This is a genomic window from Streptomyces sp. NPDC053432, assembly GCF_055585365.1.
In genome coordinates, this window is the sequence record NZ_JBVJKF010000026.1 from 43,352 (window position 1) to 69,848 (window position 26,497).

Below are 26,497 nucleotides of genomic sequence, written 5' to 3' on the forward strand. Positions count from 1 at the left end.
GCGGCGGCGGCCCTAGGACAGCTTGCCGCCGTAGTCCGGGAGCTTGACGGTCAGTTCGGCGTGGCCGCCGACGAGGTCGCTGGTGTTGTTGCCGATGTTGGCGATGATCGTGTAGCCGCGCGCCTCGATCTCCGCGCGCTTGCCCGTCTTGTAGGCGCTGACCTCGTCGAACAGGTCGGGCAGGTCGCGGACGTAGAGGCCCGAGACGGGGTAGCCGACGGCCCGCAGGTTGCGCTCGGTGAGGGAGTGGACGATCCCCGGGCGGGCGGTGACGAAGAAGACGGCCACCCCGCGGTCGTTCGCGTACCGGGTCAGCTCGCGCACCTTGGCGATCGCCGGGGTCGGGAACGTCCAGAACCAGTGGAAGTCCGTCTCCAGCGAGCTGTTGTCGATGTCGAGGACGATCGCGGGCTTCTCGCCGGCCGGGGAGGCCGCGATGCGCCGCTCGATCGCCGGGCGGACCGCGTCGATGACGCCCGCCACGTCGCGCTGCCAGGTGGCGTAGTCGATGCCGAGGATCGCCGCGTTCCCGCCGGGCGCGGACGCGGTGTAGGCGGTCGTCGCGGCGGGGGCCGCCTGGGCGGCGCCGGCCGGAACCAGGGCCAGGACGGCGGCGGCCGCGGCCAGGGCGGCGGTGGTGGCGGCGGTGCGGGTGCTGCGCATGGGGGACGCTCCTCGGTCACGCATTGGCATGTACGCGACCAGGGTTGGCCAGATCCCCACCGATGTCTACCGGCCAGTAGGTAATTTTTCGTGGCCACCCGGTGAACCCTGGTGGACCGCGGTCACGTCTCGCAGTCCAGCACCGAACGGCACAGCCCGCACCGGGCCCGCAGCCGCCCCCGCACCGGCACCCGGACCCGCTGCCCGCACACCGGACACGGGAAGCTCACCCGCGGCGGGCCCCCGTCCACCCCCGCCACCCCCTCGAAGCGGTACGCCGCACCCGCGCCCGGTACCGCAGCCGTCCCGGCGCGGCGGTCCTTGGCGTAACGCAGCCGGGCCACCGGCCCCGCCGCGGCCAGCGGAGCCCGCCGCAGGTCCCGCTCGGCCACGGCGCGGCCGCGCACGTACGCCTCGTACGCCTGCGGGCTGGTGAACCACGGCGCGGGGTCCTCGCCGAACAGTGCCGCCCGCTTGGCCAGGACGAACCCGAACTCCTCCGGCGTGAGGTAGCCGAACCGCTGCAGGGTCAGCGCGTCCTCGCGGTAGGCGTCCAGCAGCAGCCAGCCGGCCCCGAGGTAGGCGGTCGCGGTGTCGGTGAGGATCTCGTTGCGCGCGGTGTCCGCGAAGCGCAGGCCCAGCCGGTGCAGCAGCACGTGCGCCACCTCGTGGGAGAGCGCCGCCGCCAGGTCCCGGCGGTGCGTGCGGAAGCGGTCGTTGACCTCCACGAAGTACTCCGGTCCCGCCGCCAGTTCCACCGTCGCCGCGTCCCGCATCGGCCGGAAGCTCACGACCATGCGCGCCTCCGGCAGCCGCAGGGCCCGCACCATGGCCGAGGCCACCCGCTGCGCGCCCAGGTGCAGGTCGTCGGAGGGGCCGAAGGCCACCTCGGCGGGGGAGAGGCTCGTCGAGTAGGCGCGGATCCCGTCGGCCGACAGCCGCCGGAACAGCGCGGTGATCGAGGCGCGCACCGTGGGCAGGTGCGGAAATCCGTGCTCGACCGGGCCTCCCGGCCTCCCGTCGTGCGTCATCGGGCACCCCTCGCCGCAAACCCTGCTGTGCTCGGCCGCAGTTGGCCGAAAAGACCTTCTTGATGCCCCCCGTCCAACCGGTGTGTCATGGCCCCGTCATCTCTTTGATGGCCCGCACCGCCCAACCCCCCACGAAAGGCAGTGTGTTGAACGTGACCACCCTTGCGCGTCTCGTCAAGCGCACCCTCGCCGTCGGCGCCGTCGCCCTCGCGGCCTTCAGCCTCCAGCCCGGCGCCGCCACCGCCTCCCCGACCCCCGTCGTCGGCGGCACCCGCGCCGCACAGGGCGAATTCCCCTTCATGGTCCGCCTCTCCATGGGCTGCGGCGGCGCCCTCTACACCCAGCAGATCGTCCTCACCGCCGCCCACTGCGTCGACGGCTCCGGCAACAACACCACCATCACCGCCACCGCCGGCGTCGTCGACCTGCGCAGCTCCAGCGCCATCAAGGTCAAATCCACCAAGGTCCTCCAGGCCCCCGGCTACAACGGCCAGGGCAAGGACTGGGCCCTCATCAAACTCGCCAAGCCCGTCAACCTGCCCACCCTCAAGATCGCCGAGACGAAGGCCTTCGACAACGGCACCTTCACCGTCGCCGGCTGGGGCGCCACCCGCGAAGGCGGGTCCCAGCAGCGCTACCTCATGAAGGCCACCGTCCCCTTCGTCTCCGACGCCGCCTGCCAGGCCGCGTACGGCAGCTCCCTCGTCCCCGGCGAGGAGATCTGCGCCGGCTTCGACCAGGGCGGCGTCGACACCTGCCAGGGCGACAGCGGCGGCCCCATGTTCCGCCGCGACGACAACAACGCCTGGATCCAGGTCGGCATCGTCAGCTGGGGCGAAGGCTGCGCCCGCGCGGGCTACCCCGGCGTCTACACCGAGGTCTCCACCTTCGCCGCCGACATCAAGGCCGCGGCGGCCACCCTCTAGCAGCCGGTCCTCGTCCTTCCGGCCCGTCGTCCCCGTACGGCCGGAAGGACGAAGCCCCGCTTGCGCCCCGCTACCGCCACCGTTCCCATGAGAAGGATCCACCGGGCCCACCGGGTCCACCGGCAGCGGGCGACAGCGACAGTGGGGCAGGCAGCGCATGGCGATCAGAGTGGTCATCGCGGACGACCAGGACATGGTCAGGACCGGCTTCCGGATGATCCTCGAAAGCCAGCCCGACATCGAGGTCCTCGCCGACGTCGTCGACGGCGAAGCCGCCCTGGCCGCCGTCGAGGAACACCGGCCGGACGTCCTCCTCCTCGACATCCGCATGCCGAAACTCGACGGCCTGGAGGTCACCCGGCGGCTCTCCGACCGCGACCGGCCACGCATCGTCATCGTCACCACCTTCGACCTCGACGAATACGTCCACGCGGCGCTCCACGGCGGAGCATCCGGCTTCCTCCTGAAAGACGCGAGCCCGGCCATGCTGGTTGAAGCGGTCCGAGCGGCAGCCGTCGGAGACTCCCTCGTCTCACCCGCCATCACCGTCCGCCTCCTACGGGAAATGGCCCCCCGCACCCCCGCCACCCAGGCCCGCCGCCCCGCGGAACCGCTCACCGGACGGGAACGCGACGTCGTCCGCTGCCTGGCCCGCGGCCTGACCAACGCCGAGATCGCCGCGGAGCTCTACGTCTCCCTCTCCACGGTCAAGACCCACCTGGCCAACGTCCAGGCCAAACTCGACGCCCGCAACCGCGTGGAAATCGCCGCCTGGGCCTGGGAATCCGGCCTGGCCACCAGCGCGGCATGACGCCGCACCCCCACCACCCCCCGCCCGACGTCCAAGCGCGCCCGGCCAAAAACCACCCCCTCCGGCGCCCGGGGCGCGGATCCCGCGGCGGAGCCCCCCTCTGTGACCCGCACGGGACGGACGGCATCGGCCCAAACCAGCCCCTCCGGCGCCCGGGGCGCGGGTCCCGCGGCGGAGGCTCGTTCCGTGAGCCGCACGGGACGGACGGCATCGGCCCAAACCAGCCCCTCCGGCGTTTGAGGAGCGGGGTGCGGGGCGGAGCCCCGGTCTGTGAGGCGCGCCCGGCCACCGGCCGCAGCCACATCCGCAGCCGCCCCCGGCACGGGGCCCGGGGCGGAACCCCGGAAGGCCCCGGTGCCACGGCCACGGCCACGGCCACGGCAACGGCCACCGCCAGGGACGGGAGCCCCGGATGAGCCCGCTCAGCGGCTGGGCCCGCCGCCACCCCCACTCCGCCGACCTGGCCCGCCTCACCCTCTCCCTCGTCCTCCTCGCCCTCGTCACCTTCGAGGGCGTCGTCCTCACCCGCCAGCCCAGCGTCCCGCACGCCACCGTCTGGGTGTCCGGCATCCTCGTCTGCCTCAGCGCAGCGCCCTGGCCCCGCATCCCCCTCCTCACCCGCGCCTGGTTCGCCGCCGCCGTCACCTGGACCGCCACCCTCACCCTGATGTTCGGCAACCACCCCCTCGTCGTCTGGGGCGGCGGCGAGGCCCTCGCCCTCCTCGTCCTCCTCTCCCAGGTCCTGCTCCGCGCCCCCGCCCGCACCGCCGCCGTCCTCGGCCCCCTCCTCGGCCTCGGCTGCATGGCCGTACCCGTACGGGACACCGACCCCGGCCGCTTCACCCTCCTCTTCTCCGTCCTGACCGTCGTCATCAGCACGTACTCGCTCCTCCTGCGCCTGCAGTCCGTCCAGCGCCTGCGCGACCTGCAGGCCGTCCGCACCGCCGAACGCCTGGAGCTCGCCCGCGAGCTCCACGACCTCGTCGCCCACCACGTCACCGGCATCGTCGTCGAGGCCCGCGCCGCCCGCTTCACCAAGGTCTCCGCCGAACGCGCCGCCGAGATCTTCGGCCGCATCGAGACCGCCGGCGACGAAGCCCTCGGCTCCATGCGCCGGGTCGTGAAGGTCCTCCGCGAGAACGGAACCCCCGGCACAGGCCCCGGCACAGGCCCCGGCACGGCCGGCACCGCCGCCACCACCCCCGTCGCCGGCCTCGCCGACATCCGCGAACTCACCGAACGGTTCTCCGCCACCGGCCCGCCCGTGACCCTCTACATCGAGGAAGGCCTGGAGCACCGCATCCCCGGCCACGTCGCCGCCACCGCCCACCGCATCGTCCTGGAAGCCCTCACCAACACCGGCAAGCACGCCGCCACCGCCACCGCCGTCCGCGTCACCCTGCGCACCGTCCCCACCGGCCTGGAAGTACGGATCGCCGACGACGGCGGCCACCCCGCCCGACTCTCCGAGAACGCCCGCGGCGGCGGCTACGGACTCGCCGGAATGACCGAACGCGCCGAAGCCCTCGGCGGCACCCTCACCGCGGGTCCCACCCCAGAAGGCGGCTGGAGCGTCACCGCACTCCTGCCCCTGTGACCACAAGATCACGGCCGCGTCTCACAACCCGGCCGGCCGGGGCCCGCGCCGCCCCCGGCACGTATTCTCGGGGACCATGAACAACAGTGCCATCGACGGAAGCGTCGCCGCCGAACTCGCCCGCCTGCGGGACAGCATCGACAACATCGACGCGGCCGTGGTCCACATGCTCGCCGAGCGGTTCAAGTGCACCCAGCAGGTCGGCCACCTCAAGGCCCGCCACCAGCTGCCCCCCGCCGACCCGGGCCGCGAAGCCGCCCAGATCGCCCGGCTGCGCCAGCTCGCCGAGAACGCCAAACTGGACCCGGCCTTCGCCGAGAAGCTCCTCAACTTCATCATCGCCGAGGTCATCCGCCACCACGAGACCATCGCCGCCAGCGAGGACGAGGCGTAGCCGAAGCGCGGCCCGAGCGCATCCGCCGAACCGGCGACTGGGGCCCGACCGCCCACTGCGGCAGCATGGGCCCCATGTCCGCACTGACGCGCAACGAAGCGCAACTCCGAGCCCGGCTCCTCGACGTCCACCACTACGCCGTCGCCCTCGACCTCACCGTCGGCGACGAAACCTTCGACTCCAGCGTCCACATCCGCTTCACCGCACGCGCCGCGGGCGACACCTTCGTCGAGCTCAAGCCGGAAACCCTCAAAAGCGCCCTCCTGGACGGCGAACCCCTCCCCGTCACCGCGCTCCAGGACAACCGCCTCCCCCTCACCGGCCTCACCGAAGGCCCCCACGAGCTGCGCATCGACACCCGCATGCGCTACTCCCGCACGGGCGAAGGCCTCCACCGCTTCACCGACCCCGCCGACGGCGAGACGTACGTCTACAGCCAGATGTTCATGGACGACGTGCAGCGCGTCTTCCCGGCCTTCGACCAGCCCGACCTCAAGGCCGTCTTCGCCTTCACCGTCACCGCCCCCGCCCACTGGACGGTCCTCGCCAACGGCATCACCACCCGAACCGGCGAACGCGACGACAACGGCGACGGCAGCGACAGCCGCAGCCGCAGCCGCAACGACGACGGTAGCGACACGGACCGGGAAGCCTCCGTCGGCGTCTGGCACTCCGCCCCCACCCCCCTCATCTCCACCTACCTCGCCGCCATCGCCGCAGGCCCCTGGCACAGCGTCCGCACCCAGCACGCCGGCCTCCCCTTCGGCATCCACTGCCGCCGCTCCCTCGCCCCCCACCTGGACGCCGACGCCGACGAGATCCTCTCCATCACCACGGCCTGCTTCGACCGCTACCAGGAGAAGTTCACCGAGCCCTACCCCTTCGACTCCTACGACCAGGCCTTCGTCCCCGAGTTCAACGCCGGAGCCATGGAGAACCCCGGACTCGTCACCTTCCGCGACGAGTTCATCTACCGCTCCGCCGTCACCGACACCGAACGCCAGTCCCGCGCCATGGTCATCGCCCACGAGATGGCCCACATGTGGTTCGGTGACCTCGTCACCCTCGCCTGGTTCGACGACATCTGGCTCAACGAGTCCTTCGCCGAATACATGGGCTACCAGACCCTCACCGAAGCCACCCGCTTCACCGACACCTGGACCGAATTCGGCGTCACCCGCAAACCCTGGGGATACGACGCCGACCAGCGCCCCTCCACCCACCCCGTCGCCCCCACCCCCGACGACGTCCCCGACACCGCCTCCGCCCTCCTCAACTTCGACGGCATCTCCTACGCCAAGGGCGCCTCCGCCCTGCGCCAGCTCGTCGCCTGGCTCGGCGAGAAGGACTTCCTCGCCGGCATCAACACCCACTTCGCCCGCCACAAGTTCGCCAACGCCTCACTCGCCGACTTCGTCGACTCCCTCGCCGCCCACACCGAACGCGACATCCACGCCTGGGCCGACATCTGGCTGCGCACCACCGGCATCGACACCCTCACCCCCCAGATCGAGCAGGACCCCGGCACCGACGCCGGCCCCACCGGCTGGACCCTCACCATCGACCGCCACGGCACCCGCCCCCACCACGTCGCCGTCGGCGTCTACGACCGCGACCCCCTCGACGGCCGCCTCCTCGAACGCACCGAACTCCTCCACCTCGACGTCCCCTCCGACGAGGTCCTCTCCGTCAGCGGCCCGCGCCCCGCACTCCTCGTCGTCAACGACGAGGACCTCACCTACGCCAAGGTCCGCCTCGACGAAACCTCCGTCGAAACCGTCCTGCGCGGCCTGTCCGGCATCCCCGGCCCGCTCACCCGGGCCGTCGTCTGGAACTCCCTGCGCGACATGGTCCGCGACGGCGAACTCGACCCGCAGGACTACCTCACCACCGCCCGCGCCCACCTCCCCGAGGAACACGACCTCGCCATCGTCCAGGGCGTCCTCGGCTTCGCCCGCACCCAGGTCGCCGTCCGCCTCCTCCCGCCCGAGCAGCGCACCGCCGCCCTCAACACCCTCACCGGCATCGCCCGCGACCTGCTGCGCCGCACCGAGGACGGCTCGGACCCGGGCCTGCGGCTGACCGCCGTACGCGCCCTCGTCGACAGCGCCACCCAGCCCGACACCATCGCCGCCTGGCTCGCCGACGACACCGTCCCCGGCGGCCCCGAGCTCGACCCCGAACTGCGCTGGCGCATCCTCGCCCGGCTCTGCGTACTCGGCGCCGTCGACGAAGCCGCCATCGACGCCGCGCTCGCCACCGACCCCAGCGCCACCGGCCAGGAAGGCGCCGCCCGCTGCCGCGCCGCCCTGCCCACCCCCGAGGCCAAGGCGGCCGCCTGGGAGCGCCTCTTCCACGACGACACCCTGTCCAACTACCTGTTCAGCGCCACCGCCCAGGGCTTCTGGCAGCCCGAACAGACCGACCTCGTACGGGACTACGTGCCCCGCTTCTACCCCGAAGCCGTGGCCCTCGGCGCCCGTCGGGGCCCCGCCATCGCCGAAGCCGCCGGCCGCTGGGCCTTCCCCGTCCACGCCATCGACGAATCCAACCTCCAGGCGGGCCGCACCTGCCTGGCGAACGACGACATCCTCCCCCTCCTCCGCCGCAAACTGATCGACCAACTGGACGACCTCGCCCGCGCCCTCCGCGTCCGCGGCACCTGACCCCCGCGGGGGCGCGCCGCTCCGCTGCGCCTCAAACGCCGGCGAGGCTGGACCACCCAGCCCGTCCGGCCCTCGGGGCCGGCTCCGGTGCCGTTCAAGCCCGTCCGGCGTTCGAGGACCAGGTCCGGGCGGAGCCCGGGAAACGGAGAAAGGGCGGGGCGGGGAGCAGCTCCGCGCAGCGGCCCCCGCCCCGCCCGGCAGCCCCGCCCCGCCCCGCAACCGGCCAAGGAATCCGCCCTGCAACCGGCCAAGGAACCCGCCCAGGCCCGGCCAAGGAACCCGCCCAGGCACAGGCCAAGGAACCCGCCCCCCGGGAGGGAACCGGTCGAAACGAAACCCGGAAAAACCCCGGCGGTTACCCCATTCGGGTCTGATCGTTGTACCCACCGGGCACCCGCCGCCACCGCGGCACCGCCCCCGCCACCTGCCCCCACGAAGGGCCGGCCCCGCCGCCGCCCCATCCCCGTGAGGACACCGACATGACCGCGCCGCCCCCCGCCCGCCGACCCGGAACCCCACCGCTCGCCGGCGGAGCCACCGGCGCCGAGTCACTGCGCCCCCTCCTCGACACCGTCCTCACCGCCCTCCACACCGGCGCCCAGGCGCGCGGCGGCCCCCTCCCACCCGGCGGCCCCGCCACCGTCACCGCCGGCGTCGAGGCCGCGCTGGGCGACGTACGCGACGTACTGCCCGACAAAGGAACCGGCCCCCACGAAGCCCTCACCACCCTCGTCCACACCCTCGCCGCCGGCGCCGCCGACCCCGCCGACCCCCTCTGCGCCGCCCACCTGCACTGCCCGCCCCTCGCCGTCGCGGCCGCCGCCGACCTCGCCGCCGCCGCCCTCAACCCCTCCCTCGACTCCTGGGACCAGGCCCCCGCCGCCTCCGCGATCGAGGCCCTCCTCACCCGCACACTCGCCGCCGAGTTCTACGACACCCCCCACGCCGACGCCCTCGTCACCACCGGCGGCACCGAAGCCAACCAGCTCGGCATCCTCCTCGCCCGCGAACGCCACGGCCCCGCCCTCACCGTCCTGCACGGAGCCAACGCCCACCACTCCATCCCCCGCGCCGCCTGGCTCCTCGGCCTCCCGCCCGCCGTCACCGTCCCCACCCCCAACGGCACCCTCGACCCCGACCGCCTCGCCGAGGCCCTCGCCGCCACCACCGGCCCCACCCTCGTCACCGCCACCGCCGGCACCACCGACGCCGGCCTCATCGACCCCCTCCCCGCCATCGCCGACCTCTGCGACCACCACGGCGCCGACCTCCACATCGACGCCGCCTACGGCGGACCCCTCGCCCTCAGCCCCCACCACCGCCACAAACTCGCCGGAACCGACCGCGCCCACTCCCTCACCGTCGACCTCCACAAACTCGGCTGGCAGCCCGTCGCCGCAGGACTCCTCCTCGTCCCCGACACCGCCCTGCTCGCCCCCCTCGCCCACCAGGCCGACTACCTCAACGCCACCGACGACACCGAAGCCGGCCTCCCCGACCTCCTCGGCCGCTCCCTGCGCACCACCCGTCGCCCCGACGCACTCAAGATCGCCACCACCCTGCGCGCCCTGGGCCGCGACGGACTCGCCCACCTCATCGACCACACCTGCGCACTCGCCCGGCGACTCGCCGAACGCCTCGACGCCCACCCCCGCTTCGAACTCCACGCACCGCCCACCATCAGCACCGTCCTCTTTCGGCCCGCCCACGCCACCGACGAGGACGTCGCCGAACTGCGCCGCACCCTCCTCCACCAAGGCCGCGCCGTCCTCGGCCGCACCCGCACGGACGGCCGCCTCTGGCTCAAGGCCACCCTCCTCAACCCCCACACCACGGCGAGGGACCTGGACACCCTCATCACCCTCCTGGAAGGCAGCACCCACCGATGACCGCCCAGCTCGATGCGCCCCACGACCTCGTCGGAATCGGCATCGGACCCTTCAACCTCTCCCTCGCCGCCCTCGCCCACGGCCTCCCGCACCACGGCGCCGGCGAACTCTCCACCGCCTTCTACGACCAACGCCGCGACTTCCGCTGGCACCCCGGACTCCTCATCGACGGAGCCACCCTCCAGGTCCCCTTCCTCGCCGACCTCGTCACCCTCGCCGACCCCACCAGCCCCTGGAGCTTCCTCAACTACCTTAAGCACAAGGAACGACTCTTCCCCTTCTACTTCGCCGAGCAGTTCCACATCCAGCGCGCCGAATACGACGCCTACTGCCGCTGGGTCGCCGAACGCGTCCCCGGACTCCACTTCGGCCACCAGGTCGACGCCGTCCGCTGGAACCCCGAACGCGACCTCTTCGAAGTCGACTTCACCCAACTCGACGCCGACGGCGAAGCCGAAGCCCTCGGCCGCACCCACACCCGCAACCTCGCCCTCGGCATCGGCACCGCCCCCTACGTCCCCGAACCCCTGCGCCCCCTCGCCGAAGCCCCCACCGTCCCCGTCATCCACTCCGCCGACTACCTCGACAACCGCCGGCGCATCCTCGGCGCCGACCACGTCACCGTCATCGGATCCGGCCAGTCCGGCGCCGAAGTCTTCCTCGACCTCCTGCGCGCCCGCCCCGCCGGCCGCGAACGCCTCACCTGGCTCGCCCGCACCCCCTCCTTCGCCCCCATGGAGTACTCCAAACTCGGCCTCGAACACTTCACCCCCGACTACACCCGCTACTTCCACGCCCTCCCCGAACCCGTACGCGACCGCCTCGTCCCCGCCCAATGGCAACTCCACAAGGGCATCGACGCCGCCACCATCGCCGCCATCCACGAAGAGCTCTACCGCCGCACCCTCCACGGCGGCTGGCCCGACGCCGTCCTCACCCCCGGCGTCAACGTCCGCACCGCCGGCCGCGTCGCCACCACCAAGGTCGAACTCCACCTCGAACACATCGAACAGGGCAGCCGGTCCCGCCTCACCACCGACGCCGTCGTCCTCGCCACCGGCTACAAGGAACGGCCCCTCACCAGGCTCCTCGCAGGCCTCGACCCGTACATGCGCAAGGACTCCTCAGGCCGCCCCCGCATCGACGACCACCACCGCATGGTCCTCGACCCCAGCGTCACCGGCAGCATCTTCGTGCAGAACGGCGAACGCCACACCCACGGCGTCGGCGCCCCCGACCTCGGCCTCGCCGCCTGGCGCAGCTCCGCCATCCTCAACACCCTCACCGGCAAAGACCCCTACCCCCAGCCCACCCGCACCGCCTTCACCACCTTCGGCCTCGAACAACGCGAACACACCCGCCCCCGCCCCACCGTCGAACTGCTCCCCCTGGTCGACCACCCCTGACCCCGGCCACCCCCCCCCGCCACAACGCGGACGGGGCCGGAGCCCGCCCCAGCGAACCCCGGCCCCGCACCGACACCACCAACGCCTAGAACACCGGCGTACCCGCCCGCGTCAGCCGCCAGTCCACCGACGCGAACTGCGACGGATCCACCGTCCCCTTCGCCTTCACCCACCCGATGATCGTGTTCCGGATCTCGTCCGAATTCGCCCACACCTGCTTCGCACCCGGCACGTGCGGGAAGTTGCCGCCACCCGAAGCCCGGTAGTTGTTCACCGCGAGCACGAACCGCGCCGCCGGATCCAGCGGCTTCCCGCCGAAGGCCAGGTTGACGATGCGCGAACCCTTCGGCTGCGCGATGTCGATGTCGTACGACAGCCCGTACACCGCGTCGTAGTTGTAGTCCGGCGTCGCCTCCGCATTCGTCAGCTTCGCCGGGTCCACCACCTCACCCGGCGCGGTCTGGACGTAGTACTTCGCCGAGTACTCCAGATAGTCCTTCAGCTGCGCACCGGTCATCACACGCGCCTCCAGGGTGTTCTCGAACGGGTACAGACCCGCCGCGTCCCTGATCGTCACCTGCCCGGCCGGAATCGAAGCGGTCCGAGAGAAGCACGACGCCTGCGACAGCACCGGCAGCGCCGCGTACTCCCCGCCCGCCAGCGCCGCCTTCACCGTCTCCGCCTGCACGTGGTTGATCAGATCGATGATCGGGACGTCCTTGTACGGGCCCTCCGCCGACGACATGCCTTGCGTCGACGTACCGATCACCTGGTTCACGTACGCCACGACCTTGCGGTGCTCGTCCTCCAGCAACCCCGTGATCTTCGGGTCCTCCGCGACCGTGTTCGAGTTCAGCACCTTCGCCGAGACCTTCTCCACCGACCAGCGGCCCCGCGACCACGACAGCTCGAAGTCGAACAGCGTCAGCCGCTGCCCCCACTTCAACGGCTCCGACAGCACCACGTCCTTGCCGGTCGCCTTGTTCTTCACCCGGTACTCGGGAATCTCCGTGTGCGCGTGCCCCACCAGGATCGCGTCGATCCCCGGCACCTGCTCCGCCACCAGACCCGCCGCGTTCTCGATGTACGGCAACTGGTCCCCGTACGAAGACGTCCCGCTCGACCCCGAATGCGCCGACACGATCACCACATCGGCACCCATCGAACGCAGCCGCGGCACGTACTTCGCCGCCTGCTCCTCCAGACCCGGGAACGTCATCTTCCCCTGCACGTTCGCCTTGTCCCAGATCGCGATCCCCGGATTCGTCAGCCCCAGCACCGCCACCTTCACATCCCGCCCGTGCGGCGTCCGCAACCGGTGCATGCTGTACGGCGCGAACGCCGGCCGCAACGTCTTCGCATCCAGCGCGTTCGCCCCCAGCAGCGGGAAACGACACTGCTCCTCGAACTTCCGCAGCACCGGAATCCCGTAGTTGAACTCGTGGTTCCCCAGCGCCGCCGCGTCGTACCCGATCGCGTTCATCGCCTGCGCCATCGGGTGCACCGGACCCCGCCGCGCCGTGATCGGATCCACCTTCGCGTAGTAGTACGACAACTGCGTGCCCTGGATCGTGTCACCCGCATCGATCAGCAGCGTGTTGCAGCGCCCCTTCTCCGCACGCACCTGCTCCACCATCGTCGAGATCTTCGCCAGACCCACGTCGTTGTGCGCCTTGTCGTCGAACTCCTTGTCGGTGAAGTAGTCCCAGTTGAAGACATTCCCGTGCAAGTCGGTCGTACCCATCACCGTGAACGAGTACGTACGCGCACCGGCCGAACCCGTCGGCGCGGCCGCCGCGGCCGGCCCGGCAGCGGCGGCAGGGGAGCTCGTGGCCCCCGCCAACGCCACGGCCGCACCCGTCGCAGCCGTGGTCCCCAGAAAAGTCCTGCGGTCGAACGCCATGCCATCTCCCCTTTTGAGGCGTGAACAACGCGCGTAGATTCTGACCCACAGGCAACAAGCCGCAACACCCCCACCAGGTTTCGATCCGATGACCACACCCCCACAGGCCGCGGTGCGACAGTGAAACCATGACCCAGGACGCACCCCACCAGCCCTACGGAACCCCCGAAGTCCCCCGCGTGGCAGTCCGCGGCGAAGCCCGCCTCGAAGTCGACCCCGAAATCGCCCGCATCGGCATCACCGTCAGCGCCCGCGGCACCGACCGACGCACCGCCCTCGAAGACCTCACCCGACGCAACAACACCGTCCTCGACCTCATCAAGAGCTACGGCGACCCCGTCGAAAAACTCGAAACCGGCTCCTTCTCCATCACCCCCGAACTCACCCGCCACGGCCGCGCCGAACGCATCCGCGCCTACCACGGCCGCGTCCACATCACCGCCGAACTCAGCGACTTCACCACCCTCGGCGACCTCACCACCCGCCTCGCCGACCTCGAACTCACCCAGGTCGACGGCCCCTGGTGGGCCCTGCGCCCCACCTCACCCGCCCACGGCGAGGCCCGCCGCCAAGCCGTACTCGAAGCCGTCCAGCGCGCCCGCGAATACGCCGAAGCCCTCGGCGCCCGCCTCGCCGCCCTCGTCGAACTCGCCGACCTCGGCGCCGAGAACGCCACCCCCTACCAGGCCGCCCCCGGCGCCGGAATGCGCACCATGGCCTTCACCGCCACCGAAGACGCCGGCCCCCCGCCCCTCGACCTCGAACCCCAGCGACAGACCGTCCACGCACAGGTCAACGCACGCTTCACGATGACCCCGCCACAACTCTGAAATCACCCCATGGGGGTGCTCATCAGAGCACCCCCATGCACATTCAACAGTTGTCAACAACCTTTTGCCCAACGGTTGTTGAGTGGACACCCGGAAGCGATTACCTACTCCTAAGTAGGGGAATACGCTCGCCCCATGCGCCGAGCGAAAATCGTATGTACCCTGGGCCCCGCAACCGACTCATACGACCAGATCAAAGCCCTGGTCGAAGCCGGAATGGACATCGCCCGCCTCAACCTCAGCCACGGCACCTACGCCGAACACGAGGAGCGCTACCAGCGCGTACGCAAGGCCTCCGACGAGACCGGCCGCAGCGTCGGCATCCTCGCCGACCTTCAAGGCCCGAAGATCCGCCTCGGCCGCTTCCACGAAGGCCCCGTACTCCTTGAACGCGGCGACCAATTCACCATCACCGTCGAAGACCACCAAGGCGACCGCCACACCTGCGGCACCACCTACAAAGGCCTCGCCGCAGACGTCACCACCGGCGAACGCATCCTCGTCGACGACGGCCGCGTCACCCTCGAAGTCACCGCCGTCGACGGCCCCCGCGTCCACACCACCGTCATCGAAGGCGGCATGGTCTCCGACCACAAAGGCCTCAACCTCCCCGGCGTAGCCGTCTCCGTCCCCGCCCTCTCCGACAAGGACATCGAAGACCTCCGCTGGGCCCTGCGCACCGGCGCCGACGTCATCGCCCTCTCCTTCGTCCGCAGCGGCCGCGACATCGAAGACGTCCACCGCATCATGGACGAAGAAGACCGCCGCCTCCCCGTCATCGCCAAAATCGAAAAACCCCAAGCCGTCGACAACATCGACGACATCGTCGCCGCCTTCGACGGCATCATGGTCGCCCGCGGCGACCTCGGCGTCGAAATGCCCCTGGAACAAGTCCCCATCGTCCAGAAGCGCGCCGTCAAACTCGCCAAGCGCAACGCCAAACCCGTCATCGTCGCCACCCAAATGCTCGACTCGATGATCGACAACTCCCGCCCCACCCGCGCCGAAGCCTCCGACGTCGCCAACGCCATCATCGACGGCACCGACGCCGTCATGCTCAGCGGCGAAACCAGCGTCGGCAAATACCCCATCGAAACCGTCAAGACGATGTCCCGCATCGTCGAAGCCGCCGAAGAAGACATCCTCGCCAAGGGACTCCCACCCCTCACCGACCGCAACAAACCCCGCACCCAAGGCGGAGCCGTCGCCCGCGCCGCCGCCGAAATGGGCGACTTCCTCGACGCCAAATTCCTCGTCGCCTTCACCCAGAGCGGCGACACCGTCCGCCGACTCTCCCGCTACCGCTCACCCATCCCCCTCCTCGCCTTCACCCCCGACCCCGCCACCCGCTCCCAGCTCAACCTCACCTGGGGCGTCGAAACCTTCCTCGGCCCCCACGTCGACTCCACCGACGCCATGGTCGCCCAGGTCGAAGAAGAACTCCTCCGCATCGGCCGCTGCGCCCCCGGAGACACCGTCGTCATCACCGCCGGCTCACCCCCCGGCGTCAGCGGCTCCACCAACATGGTCCGCATCCACCACATCGGCGACCCCGTCCGCTGACCCGACGACACGAACGACACCCACCGCGTCGGGCACCACAGCCCGACGCGGCGCACACCCGTCCGCCGCCCTGACCACGCCCTACGATCAAGCCCATGCCGACCACACCCCCCTCAACTCCCGTACTGCACGGCCGCAGTGGAGCCGTACTGCGCCACGAAGACGGAGCACTCACACTCCGCCGCAGGGACGAAGAGACACACATACCCCTGCAAGCCATCCGCGCCGTCCAGACCGACGGCCAGACCGTCACGGTCGAACTGCGCGCACCAGAAGGCGCTCAGCCCGAGGCCCACCGAATCGAAGGCGTCAGCACGGCAGCCGCGCACCTCTTCGCCACAGCCCTGGCCGAAACCCTCACCGACCTGCCGACCCCCGACCCGACCCTCGACGGCGCCGCACTCGTCACCACACGCTCCCTGCGCACCCCCCGCACACCCACCAGCAGCGGCGAAAAGGCCAGAGGCCTGGCCTGGGCCACGGTCGCCCTGGGCCCCGGCATCACCGCACTCATCACCATGAGCGTGCTCGTCGTCACGAACGGACAACCGGCAGCCCTCATCCTCTCCGTCCTGATGGGGGTCATCGTGCTGATCCTCAACATCATGAGCGCCGTCACACTCGAACGGGCCTACCTGATGTGGCGCCTCCCCCGACACAGCATCACCGTGAGGGCAGTGCGCACCAGCCCCATCGGCAAATCAGGGACATACCAGTACACAGACCAGAGCGGCACCACCCACCACTACTCCCGGCAGGCATACGCCGACGAGATCGAGATCAGCTACGACCCGAACGACCCCACCACGAACATCGGCGTCTACCCCATCCCGGCGCGCGTACTGGTCGCCCTCTCGTCCCTGCTCCTCTGGGGCGCGACGGCCGGCCTCATCTGGCTGATGATCCACATCGGCCGCACCATCTGACAGCCGGCCCTACCAGCCGAACCGCCGGTCCACCACGGCCTCGAACTCCTCGAAACTCAACACCGCATCCCCGTTCGCATCCGCCGCATCGAACAACGCCGACGACGCATCCGCATCCCCCACCGCCCAGAACGGCAGATCCCCCTCAGCCGCCAGCGTCGGCCCCTTCGACCGCAAAGCCGTGATCACCTCCAGCCGGGTCAGCTGCCCGTCATGGTTCAGATCCAGCGCATCGAACAGCTTCCGGGCCTTCTCACTCATCACACGTCCCCTTCCGGACCAGCCATCACCTCAACCTAACTCCACCCCCATGAACACAGCCCCGCCATCACCCCCGACGACTTCAGGTCGCCCGGTGGACAATGACGCCATGACGCTGACCATCTGGGTGGACGACTGGCAGATGCAATGCTGCGGAGAGGGCTTCGCACCAGGAGACGTCGTCTCCTGGACCCTGCTGGAGACCGACCCGGACGACTACGCCGACGTCATCGGCAGCGAACGCGCGGCCGGGATCGACTTCCGGGAAGAACACCACCTCCAGGCACAGGACGCCGAACCGACCCGACTGCAGGTGCTCACCATCGAGGAGGCGCACTGCCGCTACGGGACACCCCCCCCGGCGCCACGGGCAGGGTGCACCACCCCGTACCGGGCACGACCGTGCTGGTCCCGGTCACGAAGGCCGACGGATGGGCCAAGGAGAGGCCCGACGTCCGCTTCACCGGCTACCTCGTCACCGCCCGGCCCGCCACCGACGAGCCGGAAGGTACAGCTGCTCCGCCCCTCCGCACACGCTAGGACCACCCACGCCGCTCCGGAAGATCGACATCCGCAGGACCGGCCCCGAACCCCCGCACCGCCTCACTCCGCACCGCCGGCGCCACACCACAGAACGCCGCCTCCAGCGTCCCACCCAGCGCCACGTTCACAGAACCCCGGTTCGAGGTGTTCGCCACCGCCGCCAGACTCCGCCGGCCGTCCCGCGTGGAAAACGCGTACGTGTAGAACCCCTGCACCGTCCCCGTGTGCCCATACACCGACGTCCCGCACGACAGGTCGTACCGACGCAGCCCCAACCCGTAGAACCGCGTCCCCGCCGCATCCACCGGCGTCACCGTCACCATCAGATCCAACATCCGAGCCGGCAACAACCGCCCACCCAACAACGCCGACGTAAAGGTGTTCAGGTCCGCAACCGTCGAGATCACCGCCCCCGCCGACTGCGCCCACGAGACGGTCTGCTCGGTCGAGTCGACCAGAGCCGCCCCCTCCTCATCGGGATGCAGATAACCCCGCACGTGCCGCCCCGCGATCTTCGTCCCCGGATGCACGTACGAGGTGCCGCGCAGCCCCAGCGGCTTGAACACCCGCGCGGCATACGCCTCACCCACCGGCCGCCCGGTCACCTTCTCGATCAGCATCCCGAGCACGACGAAGTTGGTGTTCGAGTACGAGTACGCCACCCCCGGCTCGGTCGTCCTCGGCTCCCGCAGCGACAGCTCCACCAGCTCCCGGTACCCGAACACCCGCTTCCGCACCGCCTCGAAACCGGGCACGGTCTTCTCGAACATCGCGTCCGTGTAATCGGCCAGCCCGCTGCGGTGGCTCAGCAGGTGCCGCACGGTGATCCGCCGGTCGGGCAACACCCCGGGCAGATACGTCACCACCGGCTCATCCAGCCGCACCTTCCCCTCACCGACCAGCTGCAGCACCACGACGGCGGAGAAGGTCTTGGTGACACTCCCGATCCGGAACCGCGCCCGGGGATCCATGGCCACCCCCGTCCGCCGGTCCCGCACCCCCACCACCTCGGTCCGCACCCCGCCGGGCTCACTGAACCGGGCCATCGCTCCCGGGGCGCCGGCGGTCATGGCGGCTTGCAGGGCCTGGGTCACGGGGGAGGGGTCGGCGGCAGCGGCGGTCGGGATGGCCCCGGCCCATACGGCGGCGAGCAGGGCGGCGGTCACGGCGAGACGTGGTCGGTTCATGGGCCGAACGTAGGGCCCCGGTGATCGTCTCTAGTGCTTCGGCCCGACGTGTTCGTCCATAAGAGCGACGGACGCCTTGCGCGCGATGGACACGTTGAACGGATCGCTGCCGCGGGCGGTGATGGTCCACTCCACGCCGACCTTGGTGAGGGTGTCGGTGCAGAGCTTCCGGATGTCGTCGGACTTGTTGGTGAAGAAGTACCGCGGGTACTCGTAGCGCTTGCCGTTGCGGACGGTCCAGTTGGTGATCCTGCATCCGTCGGAGTGGATCAGACCGCGGATGAACTCCCAGGGGTAGGCGTCAACGATCTCCTGCTGCCAGGGTTCCAGCGCGATCTTGCGTTCGTGCTTCTTGCCTGGCCCGTGCTGGGGGAACATGCACGTCCAGTGCCGGGTGTAGGACTTGACCTCCACACACCCCTGCCTCTGCACGCGGCCCACCGAGGGCAAGGGCATGACGTGGTGCATCGCTGCTTCGGCGGCGTCGATGAGCCCAGGCTGGGCTGCGTTGCAAAAGATGGACAAATGGTGCTGTTTGTACTTGGAGATGATGTGCCCGTCACCGAGGTAAAGGCCGAGGAGGTAGGCGTAGGCGCGCTGATCGACTGCGCGGCCCGTGCATCGTGGGCAATCGGTCGGCTGGATGTACGCCTCGCCCCTATGTCTACGGTCCTCGGAGCGCCACCAGCCGATCGTGCCGCGGGGCACGCCAAGGTGCTCTGCCACCACGCGGTTCGCTACACCCCGACGCATGAGCAGGATGGCTTCTTCGCGTATCGAAGGATTGTGCTCCATGTTCGGGAGCTTCGTCGCCGTTCGTCCGGTTGACCGGGATTCGAAGTTTCGTTCACCGTGACGAGTGAAGATCGCGAAACCTTTGCGCGACCTTGGAAAAGAAGGAGAAGTACCCCGGGTCGGATTCGAACCGACGCTGAATGGGTTTTGAATCCATCGCCTCTACCGCTGGGCTACCGGGGCCCCTTTGAAACGAAGGATACCTAAGACCCTCCGTGCCACAAACATACAGGAGCTAGGTAGGCTCAGGGGAGCTGAATCGCCTTGCAACAAGGAGCCCCCGTGACCGCCGAGCACGAGTCGACGCCCGCCCCCGACGCCGACCAGTCGCACGTCCCTCCGCTGACGACCCGCGTCGTCATCGCCGAGGACGAGGCGCTCATCCGTCTCGACCTCAAAGAGATGCTCGAAGAAGAGGGCTACGCCGTCGTCGGCGAGGCCGGCGACGGGCAGACGGCCGTCGAGCTCGCCCGCGAGCACCGTCCCGACCTGGTCATCCTCGATGTGAAGATGCCCGTACTGGACGGCATCTCCGCGGCCGAGAAGATCGCGGAGGAGTCCATCGCCCCGGTGCTGATGCTCACCGCGTTCTCGCAGCGCGACCTCGTCGAGCGGGCCCGGGACGCCGGTGCGATGGCGTACCTGGTGAAGCCGTTCAGCAAGAGCGACGTCGTGCCCGCCATCGAGATGGCCGTGTCCCGTTTCGCGGAGCTGAAGGCGCTGGAGAAGGAGGTCGCGGACCTCTCGCAGCGCTTGGAGACCCGCAAGCTCGTGGACCGCGCCAAGAGCATCCTGCAGACGCAGTACGGGCTGACGGAGCCCGCCGCGTTCCGGTGGATCCAGAAGTCCTCCATGGACCGCCGGATGTCGATGCAGCAGGTCGCCGAGGTGGTCATCGAGGACGCCGAGGCGAAGAAGAAGGAAAGCGGGAAGTAAGCGCCGGGATCACAACGACGTGAGGCCCGTCTCCCCCCGAGGGGAGACGGGCCTCACGCGTTCAACAGGGGAGGGTCAGTCCTCGCCGAGGTAGGCCTTGCGGACGTCCTCGTTGACGAGGAGGTCGCGGCCGGCCCCGTTCAGGACGACCTTGCCGATCTCCATGACGTGGCCCTGGTCGGCCAGGGACAGCGCGGCCTGGGCGTTCTGCTCGACCAGGAGGATGGTCGTGCCGGTGGCCTTGAGCTCGGCGATCGTCGCCATGATCTTCTGCATCATGAGCGGCGAGAGGCCCATGGAGGGCTCGTCGAGCATGAGCAGCTTGGGCTGGGACATGAGGGCGCGGCCCATGGCGAGCATCTGCTGTTCGCCGCCCGAGAGGGTGCCGGCGGCCTGCTTGCGGCGCTCTCCGAGGATGGGGAAGAGGTCGTAGGCGCGCTGGACGTCCTTCTGGATGCCGTCCTTGTCGCTGCGGAGGAAGGCGCCGAGGAGGAGGTTGTCCTCGATCGTCATGCGCGGGAAGATGTGCCGCCCCTCGGGGGAGTGGGCGAGCCCGAGCTGGACGATGTCGTGCGCGGCGACCTTCTTGAGCGACTTGCCCTGGAACTTGATCTGGCCGCCCTTGGGCTTGATCAGGCCGGACAGGGTGCGCAGGGTGGTGGTCTTGCCTGCGCCGTTGGTGCCGATGAGGGTGACGATCTCGCCCTCGTTGACGGTGAAGGAGATGCCCTTGACGGCTTCGATCTTGCCGTAGGCGACGCGGAGGTCTTCGACCTCGAGGAGTGCGGTCACTTGGCTTCTCCGTCCGTGCTGGTGGTGCTGTCCGCCTCGGCGGTGTCGGCGGCCTCGGCCTCGGCCTGGGGCTCGGCGGCTTCGGCCTCGTCGGCAGGAGCGGCCTCGGCCTCGTCGGTTGCGGCCTCGTCGGCTGCGACCTCGTCGGCGGGGGCCTCGGCGGCCTCCGCGTCGGCGGCGACGGCCTCGGCGGCCTCGACCTCGGCGGCTTCTTCGGCGCCGGGGGCGCCTTCGAAGGGTTCGCCGAGGTAGGCGGCGATGACGCGCTCGTCGCCCTGGACTTCGGAGGCGGTGCCTTCGATGAGCTTCTCGCCCTGGACGAGGCAGGCGACGCGGTCGCAGAGGTTGAAGATGAAGCGCATGTCGTGCTCGATGACGAGGACGGCGATGCCCTTGTCCCGGATGGCGAAGATGAGTTCTTCGGCGGCCCGGGTCTCCTGCGGGTTCATGCCGGCGGTGGGCTCGTCCAGGAGGATGAGGCCGGGGTCGCTGGCGAGGGCGCGGGCGATTTCGAGCTTGCGCTGTTCGCCGTAGGGGAGGTTGCGGGCGAGGTGGTCGGCCTTGTGGGCCAGGCCGATGAACTCCAGGAGTTCCATGGCCTTCTCGCGGCTGGCCTCTTCGGCGCGCTTGAAGCCGGGCAGGCGCAGGAGGGCCGACCAGAGGCCTTCCTTGGTTCGGGTGTGGCGGCCGACGAGGACGTTTTCCAGGACCGTCATGTTGTTGAAGAGACGGATGTTCTGGAAGGTGCGGGCGATGCCGGCCGCGGTGACCTTGAAGGACTTGGGGGGCAGGACCGTGCCCTTGTACCGGACTTCGCCCTCGGTGGGGATGTAGAGGCCGGTGAGGCAGTTGAAGAAGGTGGTCTTGCCGGCGCCGTTGGGTCCGATGAGGCCGACGATCTCGCCGCTGCGCACGGTCAGGTCGACGTTCTTGACGGCGGTGAGGCCGCCGAAGCGCATCGTGACGCCGCGTGCGTCCAGGACGGTCTCCGCCGCGACGGCGGTGGTGGTGGTCGTCATGGGTCAGGCCCCTGTCTTGCTGAGGACTGTGGGCGCTTCGAGGTCCTTGTGGAGCTCGAGCTGGTTGCGCCGGTTGGGGATGATGCCTTCGGGGCGCAGGCGCATCAGGATGATGAGCGCGATGCCGAAGGCGAGGAGCTGGTAGTCGCCGAGGAACTGCATCTTGTTCGGGATGAGGAAGAGCAGTGAGCCGCCGACGAGGGGTCCGCTGATGGTGCCCATGCCGCCGAGGACGACTGCGGCGAGGAGGAAGGCGGAGTTCGGGGGGACGGCGTTGGCGAACACGTACTGGTCGGGGGTGACCGTGTAGTTGACGTGTGCCTGGACGGCTCCGGCGAGGCCGGCGAGGGTGGCGCCGAGGGCGAAGGCGATGAGCTTGACGCGGAAGCCGTTGATGCCCATGGCTTCGGCGGCGGTTTCGTCTTCGCGGATGGCGACCCAGGCGCGGCCGATGCGGGATTCGGCGCTGCGGCGGAAGACCATGATCACGATGAGGGTGACCAGGAGCATCAGCAGGAAGTAGTTGGCGAAGCGGCCGATGGTGAATCCGGCGATGACGTGGCTGGCGCCGAAGTCGAATCCGAAGAGGTCGACGTTGGGGATGCCGGCGATGCCGTTGGGGCCGTTGGTGATGTCGGGGCCGGAGGTGCCGTCGAGGTTGTTCATCGAGATGCGGAAGATCTCTCCGAAGCCCAGGGTGACGATGGCGAGGTAGTCGCCGCGCAGGCGCAGGGTGGGGGCGCCGATGAGGACGCCGAAGATCATGGATGCGCCGGCGCCGATGAGGAGTGCGGCCCAGAAGGGGAGGTGCACGCCGAAGGGGGAGTTGGGGGATCCGGAGACCATGGCCGCGGTGTAGGCGCCGACTCCGAGGAAGGCGACGTAGCCGAGGTCGAGGAGGCCGGTGAGGCCGACGACGATGTTCAGGCCGAGGGCGACGGTGGCGAAGATGAGGATGTTGACGCCGAGGGTCGCGTACTGGTCGTCGGTCTGGGTGAGCGGGAAGGCGGCGGCCGCGACGAAGGCGCCGACGAGGGCGACGTTGCGGTGCTTGGCGGTGAGTGCGGTGAAGCGGGCCACCAGGCCGGCCTTGTTGAGGGCGGCGAAGCCGAAGCCGGCGGTGATCAGGAAGCCGATGAAGAGTTCCTGGTACGGGGTGGTGATGCCGTAGGTGAAGACGCCGAGGGTGAGGGCGAGGACGGCGGTGATCAGGAGGATCTCGGTCCAGGCCGGGAGGGGCTTGGCGGGCCGGGGGGTGCCGGCGGCGAGGGCGGCCTTGAAGGTCGTCCAGCGGTTGCCGAGGTGGTGCTTGCGCTGTTCCCAGGCGCTGTCGTCGGGGTCGGGTCCTTCGAGGACGGGGTGCTCGAAGGGGAGGGCGAAGGCGCCGACGACGGCGAGGAGGGAGGTGGCGGCGACGGCGAAGCCGCCGGGCTCGAGGTTGACGATGCCGCCGAGGGTGGTGGTGATGGAGATGACCGTGTACCAGGCGGTGGCGAAGGCGGCGAGCGCGGCGAGCTTGAGCGCTGCGTCGGTGCCGGCGGGGGCGAGCCAGCCGAGGCCCTTGACTCCGTAGGAGGCGAGGCCGAAGAGGGTGGTGAGGACGCCGCCGACGAGGACGAGCCACTGGAGGCCGCCGGGGTAGCCGATGACGGTGAGGTTGCCGGGGTAGGCGGCGGTCCAGGTCCAGGAGAGGAAGCAGGAGATGACGGTGAGGGCGCCGCCTGCGGTGGCGAGGGCGCGGCCCGTCTTCTCGGGGAGGGCTATGAGGCCTCGGACGGGGGTGGTGGTCACGGTGTCCGTGGTTGCTGCGGTGGTGGTCGTCATGTTTCTCACGCCCTGTCCGCCACGCGCTCACCCAGCAGGCCTTGGGGCCGGAAGAGGAGCACGAGGATGAGGAGTACGAACGCCCAGGTGTTGCCCCAGGACTGGCCGCCGAGCTGCTGCATGCCGGGTACGTCGGCGACGTACGCGGTGGTGAGGGTCTCCGCGAGGCCGAGGACGATGCCGCCGATCATGGCGCCGTAGATGTTGCCGATGCCGCCGAGGACGGCTGCGGTGAAGGCCTTGAGGCCGAGCAGGAAGCCCATCTTGAAGTTGACTTCGCCGTACTTGAGGCCGTAGGCGACGGCTCCGATGGCGGCGAAGGCGGCGCCGAGGGCGAAGGCGACCGTGATGATGCGGTCGGTGTTGATGCCCATGAGCTTGGCGGTGTCCGGGTCCTGCGCGGTGGCCTGCATGCCGCGGCCGGTGCGGGTCTTCTTGACGAAGAAGCCGAGGAAGGCCATGGAGACGGGGGCGGCGAGGAGGAGGAAGACGTCACCGGTCTGGATGGTGATGCTGCCGATGTGGAAGGGTCCGCCGGGGATCTCGGGGAAGACGATGGAGGACTTCGCGTCGGGGTACCAGGCCCATACCGCCTGCTGGAGGGCGAGGGAGAGGCCGATGGCGGTGATGAGCGGGGCGAGGCGGGGGGCCGAGCGCAGTGGGCGGTAGGCGAAGCGTTCGGCGCCTACGGCTATGAGGGTGGCGACGAGGATCGCGCCTATGAGCATGAGGGGCAGGGCGATCCACATGGTGGTGCCACCGGGGAGCATCAGCCAGACCGTGAGGGCTCCGAACCCGCCGGTCATGAAGATCTCGCCGTGGGCGAAGTTGATGAGCTGGACGATGCCATAGACCATCGTGTAGCCGATGGCGACGAGCCCGTACATGGATCCCAGTAGCAGGCCGTTGACCAGCTGTTGCGGCAGTTCGTGCACCGCAGGTCCTCCGAGTCTTTCGACGGATGTGACACCGCGCGGGGCGCAATGGTGCGCGCCCCGCGCGGCAGAGGGGTGTGAGGCTAGGGGGTTAGCCCGTGGGGGTTCAGCCGCCGAAGGTGCCGGACTCGACGGACTTCCAGTCGCTGCCCTCGACCTTGTAGACGGTGAGCTGCTTGTTGGTGGCGTCGCCGTACTCGTCGAAGGAGACCTTGCCGGTCACGCCGTCGAAGGAGACGCCCTGGACGGCTTCGAGGACCTTGGCGCGGGCGTCGGAGGGGAGCTTGCCGTTGTTGGCTTCGACGACCTTCTTGACGGCCTCGATGACGGCCCAGGCGGAGTCGTAGGAGTAGCCGCCGTAGGCCGCGAACGGGTCCTTGTAGCCGGCCTTCTGGTAGTTGGCGACGAAGTCCTTGGCGGAGGGCAGGCTCTCGACGGGGGCGCCGACGGAGGTGGCGAGGTCGCCGGCGGCGCCTTCACCTGCGAGCTCGACGTACTTCTTGTCGTAGATGCCGTCGCCGCCGACGAGCGGGATGTTGGTGCCGGAGGCCTTGATCTGCTTGGAGAGCGGGCCGGCCGCGGGGTACTCGCCGCCGTAGTAGACGACGTCGGCGCCGGAGCTCTTGACCTGGGTCACGATCGCCGAGAAGTCCTTGGACTCGGGGTCGATGTGGCCCTCGCCGGCGACGGCGCCGCCGAGCTTGGTGAACTCGCCCTTGAAGGTTCCGGCGAGGCCGGCGCCGTAGGTCTTCTTGTCATCGATGATGAAGACCTTCTTCTTGCCCGCCTTGTTGAAGAGGTACTGCGCCGCGAACGGGCCCTGGATGGCGTCCGTGGTGGCGGTGCGGAAGTAGCTCTTGTAGGTGCGGGTCTTGGTGCCCTCGGCCCACTTGGGGCCCTGGGTCAGGGACGGGCTGGTGTTGGCCGGGGAGATCTGGGCCAGCTTGGCGTCGTCGAAGACCTTCTGCATGGACTCGGAGACCGAGGAGTTCAGCGGGCCGACGACGCCGAGGACGTCCTTGTTGGCCGTGAGCTTGGTGGCGTTCTGCTGGCCGGAGGAGGCCTGCGCCTGGTCGTCGAGGGCTTCGATCTTGAAGGTGATGCCCTTGACGTAGCCCTTCTCGTTGGCCTGCTTGGCGGCGAGGTCGGCGGAGTTCTTGATGCCGAGGCCGAGGGCCGAGAGGTCGCCCGTCAGGGGGGCGTCGACGCCGATGACGACCGTGGTGTTCCCGCCGTCGGCGGTGGCTCCGCCCTTGTCGTCGCGGGAGCCGCAGGCGGTGAGAGTGAGGGCGCCCGCAGCGAGGGCGGCGGTCACGGCGATGAGCTGACGATGACGCACGATCAGTCCTTTCCTGGCGCCGCGTCCCCCGTGGGACGCGTCGAGTCGAACGCGGGGAACCGAACTGAAGGAAATCCGGCGGTCGCGGTAACTGGCGGTGACTCTAGGCGGCGGATCGCGGGTTATGGAGGGCTTAGGCCAAGGATGTGACTCTCTTGTTATGCCACGGCGTAATGCATAGCGGATGTGTGCGGGTGGAACGGGGGAATTCAGGCCGTTTCGTCTTGTCCATATTCTGAGACAGGTGAGGATCAAACCTCG

General features: G+C 69.9%; 23 protein-coding genes, 1 tRNA gene and 1 pseudogene. 13 read left to right on the top strand and 12 right to left on the bottom strand.

What is annotated here, in order from left to right; translation table 11 throughout:
* Positions 1-12: 12 nt before the first annotated feature.
* Positions 13-663 (bottom strand): HAD family acid phosphatase, encoded by a 651-nt coding sequence (locus ACZ6Y1_RS31975; RefSeq protein ID WP_469638008.1) that lies wholly within the window; start codon positions 661-663, stop codon positions 13-15.
* Between the two features lie 122 nt (positions 664-785).
* A complete protein-coding gene (locus ACZ6Y1_RS31980; RefSeq protein WP_469638011.1) occupies positions 786-1,694 on the bottom strand; it encodes a hypothetical protein in 909 nt (302 codons plus the stop codon).
* A gap of 107 nt (positions 1,695-1,801) precedes the next feature.
* On the opposite strand from ACZ6Y1_RS31980, the gene ACZ6Y1_RS31985 reads away from it, so the two are divergent.
* From ACZ6Y1_RS31985 to ACZ6Y1_RS32015, 7 genes are all read left to right on the top strand, one after another.
* On the top strand, positions 1,802-2,620 hold the full coding sequence (locus ACZ6Y1_RS31985; RefSeq protein WP_469638014.1) for a serine protease: 819 nt from the start codon (positions 1,802-1,804) through the stop codon (positions 2,618-2,620).
* Between the two features lie 157 nt (positions 2,621-2,777).
* Positions 2,778-3,431 carry a response regulator gene (locus tag ACZ6Y1_RS31990; RefSeq protein WP_469638017.1) on the top strand — a complete coding sequence of 218 codons (654 nt, stop codon included), beginning with the start codon at positions 2,778-2,780 and terminating at the stop codon, positions 3,429-3,431.
* Between the two features lie 412 nt (positions 3,432-3,843).
* Complete coding sequence (locus tag ACZ6Y1_RS31995) at positions 3,844-5,028, top strand: sensor histidine kinase (protein ID WP_469638020.1); 1,185 nt, start codon at positions 3,844-3,846, stop codon at positions 5,026-5,028.
* Positions 5,029-5,104: 76 nt separating this feature from the next.
* Entirely contained in the window at positions 5,105-5,422 is a 318-nt protein-coding gene (locus ACZ6Y1_RS32000) for a chorismate mutase (RefSeq protein ID WP_469638023.1), read from the top strand.
* 74 nt (positions 5,423-5,496) lie between these two features.
* Positions 5,497-8,088 carry an aminopeptidase N gene (gene pepN, locus ACZ6Y1_RS32005; protein ID WP_469638026.1) on the top strand — a complete coding sequence of 864 codons (2,592 nt, stop codon included), beginning with the start codon at positions 5,497-5,499 and terminating at the stop codon, positions 8,086-8,088.
* 479 nt (positions 8,089-8,567) lie between these two features.
* Positions 8,568-9,977, top strand: a complete 1,410-nt coding sequence (locus ACZ6Y1_RS32010; RefSeq protein ID WP_469638029.1) for a pyridoxal phosphate-dependent decarboxylase family protein — start codon at positions 8,568-8,570, stop codon at positions 9,975-9,977.
* Positions 9,974-11,383 carry a lysine N(6)-hydroxylase/L-ornithine N(5)-oxygenase family protein gene (locus tag ACZ6Y1_RS32015; protein WP_469638033.1) on the top strand — a complete coding sequence of 470 codons (1,410 nt, stop codon included), beginning with the start codon at positions 9,974-9,976 and terminating at the stop codon, positions 11,381-11,383. The genes ACZ6Y1_RS32010 and ACZ6Y1_RS32015 overlap by 4 nt, the downstream gene beginning before the upstream one ends.
* A gap of 85 nt (positions 11,384-11,468) precedes the next feature.
* Here ACZ6Y1_RS32015 and ACZ6Y1_RS32020 read toward each other — a convergent pair whose 3' ends face one another.
* Entirely contained in the window at positions 11,469-13,286 is a 1,818-nt protein-coding gene (locus tag ACZ6Y1_RS32020) for a bifunctional metallophosphatase/5'-nucleotidase (protein ID WP_469638188.1), read from the bottom strand.
* Positions 13,287-13,414: 128 nt separating this feature from the next.
* On the opposite strand from ACZ6Y1_RS32020, the gene ACZ6Y1_RS32025 reads away from it, so the two are divergent.
* The 3 genes from ACZ6Y1_RS32025 to ACZ6Y1_RS32035 all read left to right on the top strand — a co-directional run bounded on the left by ACZ6Y1_RS32025 (position 13,415) and on the right by ACZ6Y1_RS32035 (position 16,605).
* Positions 13,415-14,116, top strand: a complete 702-nt coding sequence (locus ACZ6Y1_RS32025) for an SIMPL domain-containing protein (protein WP_469638037.1) — start codon at positions 13,415-13,417, stop codon at positions 14,114-14,116.
* 135 nt (positions 14,117-14,251) lie between these two features.
* On the top strand, positions 14,252-15,679 hold the full coding sequence (gene pyk, locus ACZ6Y1_RS32030) for a pyruvate kinase (RefSeq protein WP_469638040.1): 1,428 nt from the start codon (positions 14,252-14,254) through the stop codon (positions 15,677-15,679).
* A gap of 95 nt (positions 15,680-15,774) precedes the next feature.
* On the top strand, positions 15,775-16,605 hold the full coding sequence (locus ACZ6Y1_RS32035) for a hypothetical protein (RefSeq protein ID WP_469638043.1): 831 nt from the start codon (positions 15,775-15,777) through the stop codon (positions 16,603-16,605).
* A 9-nt stretch (positions 16,606-16,614) separates the two neighbouring features.
* On the opposite strand, the gene ACZ6Y1_RS32040 is transcribed toward ACZ6Y1_RS32035, so the two are convergent.
* Entirely contained in the window at positions 16,615-16,866 is a 252-nt protein-coding gene (locus ACZ6Y1_RS32040) for an EF-hand domain-containing protein (RefSeq protein WP_469638046.1), read from the bottom strand.
* Positions 16,867-17,008: 142 nt separating this feature from the next.
* On the opposite strand from ACZ6Y1_RS32040, the pseudogene ACZ6Y1_RS32045 reads away from it, so the two are divergent.
* A pseudogene (locus ACZ6Y1_RS32045) lies at positions 17,009-17,134 on the top strand (DUF6578 domain-containing protein); the annotation flags it as partial.
* Positions 17,135-17,268: 134 nt separating this feature from the next.
* A complete protein-coding gene (locus ACZ6Y1_RS32050) occupies positions 17,269-17,406 on the top strand; it encodes a hypothetical protein (RefSeq protein ID WP_469638191.1) in 138 nt (45 codons plus the stop codon).
* Here the strand turns inward: ACZ6Y1_RS32050 and ACZ6Y1_RS32055 are convergent.
* The 3 genes from ACZ6Y1_RS32055 to ACZ6Y1_RS32065 form a co-directional block, all read right to left on the bottom strand.
* A complete protein-coding gene (locus ACZ6Y1_RS32055; protein WP_469638049.1) occupies positions 17,403-18,596 on the bottom strand; it encodes a serine hydrolase domain-containing protein in 1,194 nt (397 codons plus the stop codon). The two genes, ACZ6Y1_RS32050 and ACZ6Y1_RS32055, sit on opposite strands and share 4 nt — an antisense overlap.
* Before the next feature lie 30 nt (positions 18,597-18,626).
* A complete protein-coding gene (locus ACZ6Y1_RS32060) occupies positions 18,627-19,349 on the bottom strand; it encodes a helix-turn-helix domain-containing protein (RefSeq protein WP_469638194.1) in 723 nt (240 codons plus the stop codon).
* Positions 19,350-19,501: 152 nt separating this feature from the next.
* A tRNA-Leu gene (locus ACZ6Y1_RS32065) sits at positions 19,502-19,574 on the bottom strand.
* A 99-nt stretch (positions 19,575-19,673) separates the two neighbouring features.
* On the opposite strand from ACZ6Y1_RS32065, the gene ACZ6Y1_RS32070 reads away from it, so the two are divergent.
* Positions 19,674-20,327 carry an ANTAR domain-containing response regulator gene (locus ACZ6Y1_RS32070; protein ID WP_469638054.1) on the top strand — a complete coding sequence of 218 codons (654 nt, stop codon included), beginning with the start codon at positions 19,674-19,676 and terminating at the stop codon, positions 20,325-20,327.
* A 75-nt stretch (positions 20,328-20,402) separates the two neighbouring features.
* Here ACZ6Y1_RS32070 and ACZ6Y1_RS32075 read toward each other — a convergent pair whose 3' ends face one another.
* The 5 genes from ACZ6Y1_RS32075 to ACZ6Y1_RS32095 form a co-directional block, all read right to left on the bottom strand.
* Positions 20,403-21,119 (bottom strand): ABC transporter ATP-binding protein, encoded by a 717-nt coding sequence (locus ACZ6Y1_RS32075; RefSeq protein ID WP_469638057.1) that lies wholly within the window; start codon positions 21,117-21,119, stop codon positions 20,403-20,405.
* The gene (locus ACZ6Y1_RS32080) at positions 21,116-22,138 is read right to left on the bottom strand and encodes an ABC transporter ATP-binding protein (protein WP_469638060.1); all 1,023 of its coding nucleotides are present in this window, start codon (positions 22,136-22,138) and stop codon (positions 21,116-21,118) included. The genes ACZ6Y1_RS32075 and ACZ6Y1_RS32080 overlap by 4 nt, the downstream gene beginning before the upstream one ends.
* 3 nt (positions 22,139-22,141) lie before the next feature.
* A complete protein-coding gene (locus tag ACZ6Y1_RS32085) occupies positions 22,142-23,962 on the bottom strand; it encodes a branched-chain amino acid ABC transporter permease (RefSeq protein ID WP_469638063.1) in 1,821 nt (606 codons plus the stop codon).
* 5 nt (positions 23,963-23,967) lie between these two features.
* On the bottom strand, positions 23,968-24,897 hold the full coding sequence (locus ACZ6Y1_RS32090; protein ID WP_384746521.1) for a branched-chain amino acid ABC transporter permease: 930 nt from the start codon (positions 24,895-24,897) through the stop codon (positions 23,968-23,970).
* 106 nt (positions 24,898-25,003) lie between these two features.
* Positions 25,004-26,236 (bottom strand): branched-chain amino acid ABC transporter substrate-binding protein, encoded by a 1,233-nt coding sequence (locus ACZ6Y1_RS32095; RefSeq protein ID WP_469638066.1) that lies wholly within the window; start codon positions 26,234-26,236, stop codon positions 25,004-25,006.
* Positions 26,237-26,497 lie beyond the last annotated feature (261 nt).

Bases quoted from the DNA above. Each gene is read 5' to 3' on its own strand.
- ACZ6Y1_RS32025 (WP_469638037.1), top strand. From the start codon at position 13,415: ATGACCCAGGACGCACCCCACCAGCCCTACGGAACCCCCGAAGTCCCC.
- ACZ6Y1_RS32060 (WP_469638194.1), bottom strand. From the start codon at position 19,349: ATGCGTCGGGGTGTAGCGAACCGCGTGGTGGCAGAGCACCTTGGCGTG.
- ACZ6Y1_RS31990 (WP_469638017.1), top strand. From the start codon at position 2,778: ATGGCGATCAGAGTGGTCATCGCGGACGACCAGGACATGGTCAGGACC.
- ACZ6Y1_RS32020 (WP_469638188.1), bottom strand. From the start codon at position 13,286: ATGGCGTTCGACCGCAGGACTTTTCTGGGGACCACGGCTGCGACGGGT.
- ACZ6Y1_RS32085 (WP_469638063.1), bottom strand. From the start codon at position 23,962: ATGACGACCACCACCGCAGCAACCACGGACACCGTGACCACCACCCCC.
- ACZ6Y1_RS32080 (WP_469638060.1), bottom strand. From the start codon at position 22,138: ATGACGACCACCACCACCGCCGTCGCGGCGGAGACCGTCCTGGACGCA.
- pepN (WP_469638026.1), top strand. From the start codon at position 5,497: ATGTCCGCACTGACGCGCAACGAAGCGCAACTCCGAGCCCGGCTCCTC.
- ACZ6Y1_RS32040 (WP_469638046.1), bottom strand. From the start codon at position 16,866: ATGAGTGAGAAGGCCCGGAAGCTGTTCGATGCGCTGGATCTGAACCAT.
- ACZ6Y1_RS32035 (WP_469638043.1), top strand. From the start codon at position 15,775: ATGCCGACCACACCCCCCTCAACTCCCGTACTGCACGGCCGCAGTGGA.
- ACZ6Y1_RS32000 (WP_469638023.1), top strand. From the start codon at position 5,105: ATGAACAACAGTGCCATCGACGGAAGCGTCGCCGCCGAACTCGCCCGC.
- ACZ6Y1_RS31995 (WP_469638020.1), top strand. From the start codon at position 3,844: ATGAGCCCGCTCAGCGGCTGGGCCCGCCGCCACCCCCACTCCGCCGAC.
- ACZ6Y1_RS31985 (WP_469638014.1), top strand. From the start codon at position 1,802: ATGGCCCGCACCGCCCAACCCCCCACGAAAGGCAGTGTGTTGAACGTG.
- ACZ6Y1_RS32055 (WP_469638049.1), bottom strand. From the start codon at position 18,596: ATGAACCGACCACGTCTCGCCGTGACCGCCGCCCTGCTCGCCGCCGTA.
- ACZ6Y1_RS31980 (WP_469638011.1), bottom strand. From the start codon at position 1,694: ATGACGCACGACGGGAGGCCGGGAGGCCCGGTCGAGCACGGATTTCCG.
- ACZ6Y1_RS31975 (WP_469638008.1), bottom strand. From the start codon at position 663: ATGCGCAGCACCCGCACCGCCGCCACCACCGCCGCCCTGGCCGCGGCC.
- ACZ6Y1_RS32010 (WP_469638029.1), top strand. From the start codon at position 8,568: ATGACCGCGCCGCCCCCCGCCCGCCGACCCGGAACCCCACCGCTCGCC.
- pyk (WP_469638040.1), top strand. From the start codon at position 14,252: ATGCGCCGAGCGAAAATCGTATGTACCCTGGGCCCCGCAACCGACTCA.
- ACZ6Y1_RS32015 (WP_469638033.1), top strand. From the start codon at position 9,974: ATGACCGCCCAGCTCGATGCGCCCCACGACCTCGTCGGAATCGGCATC.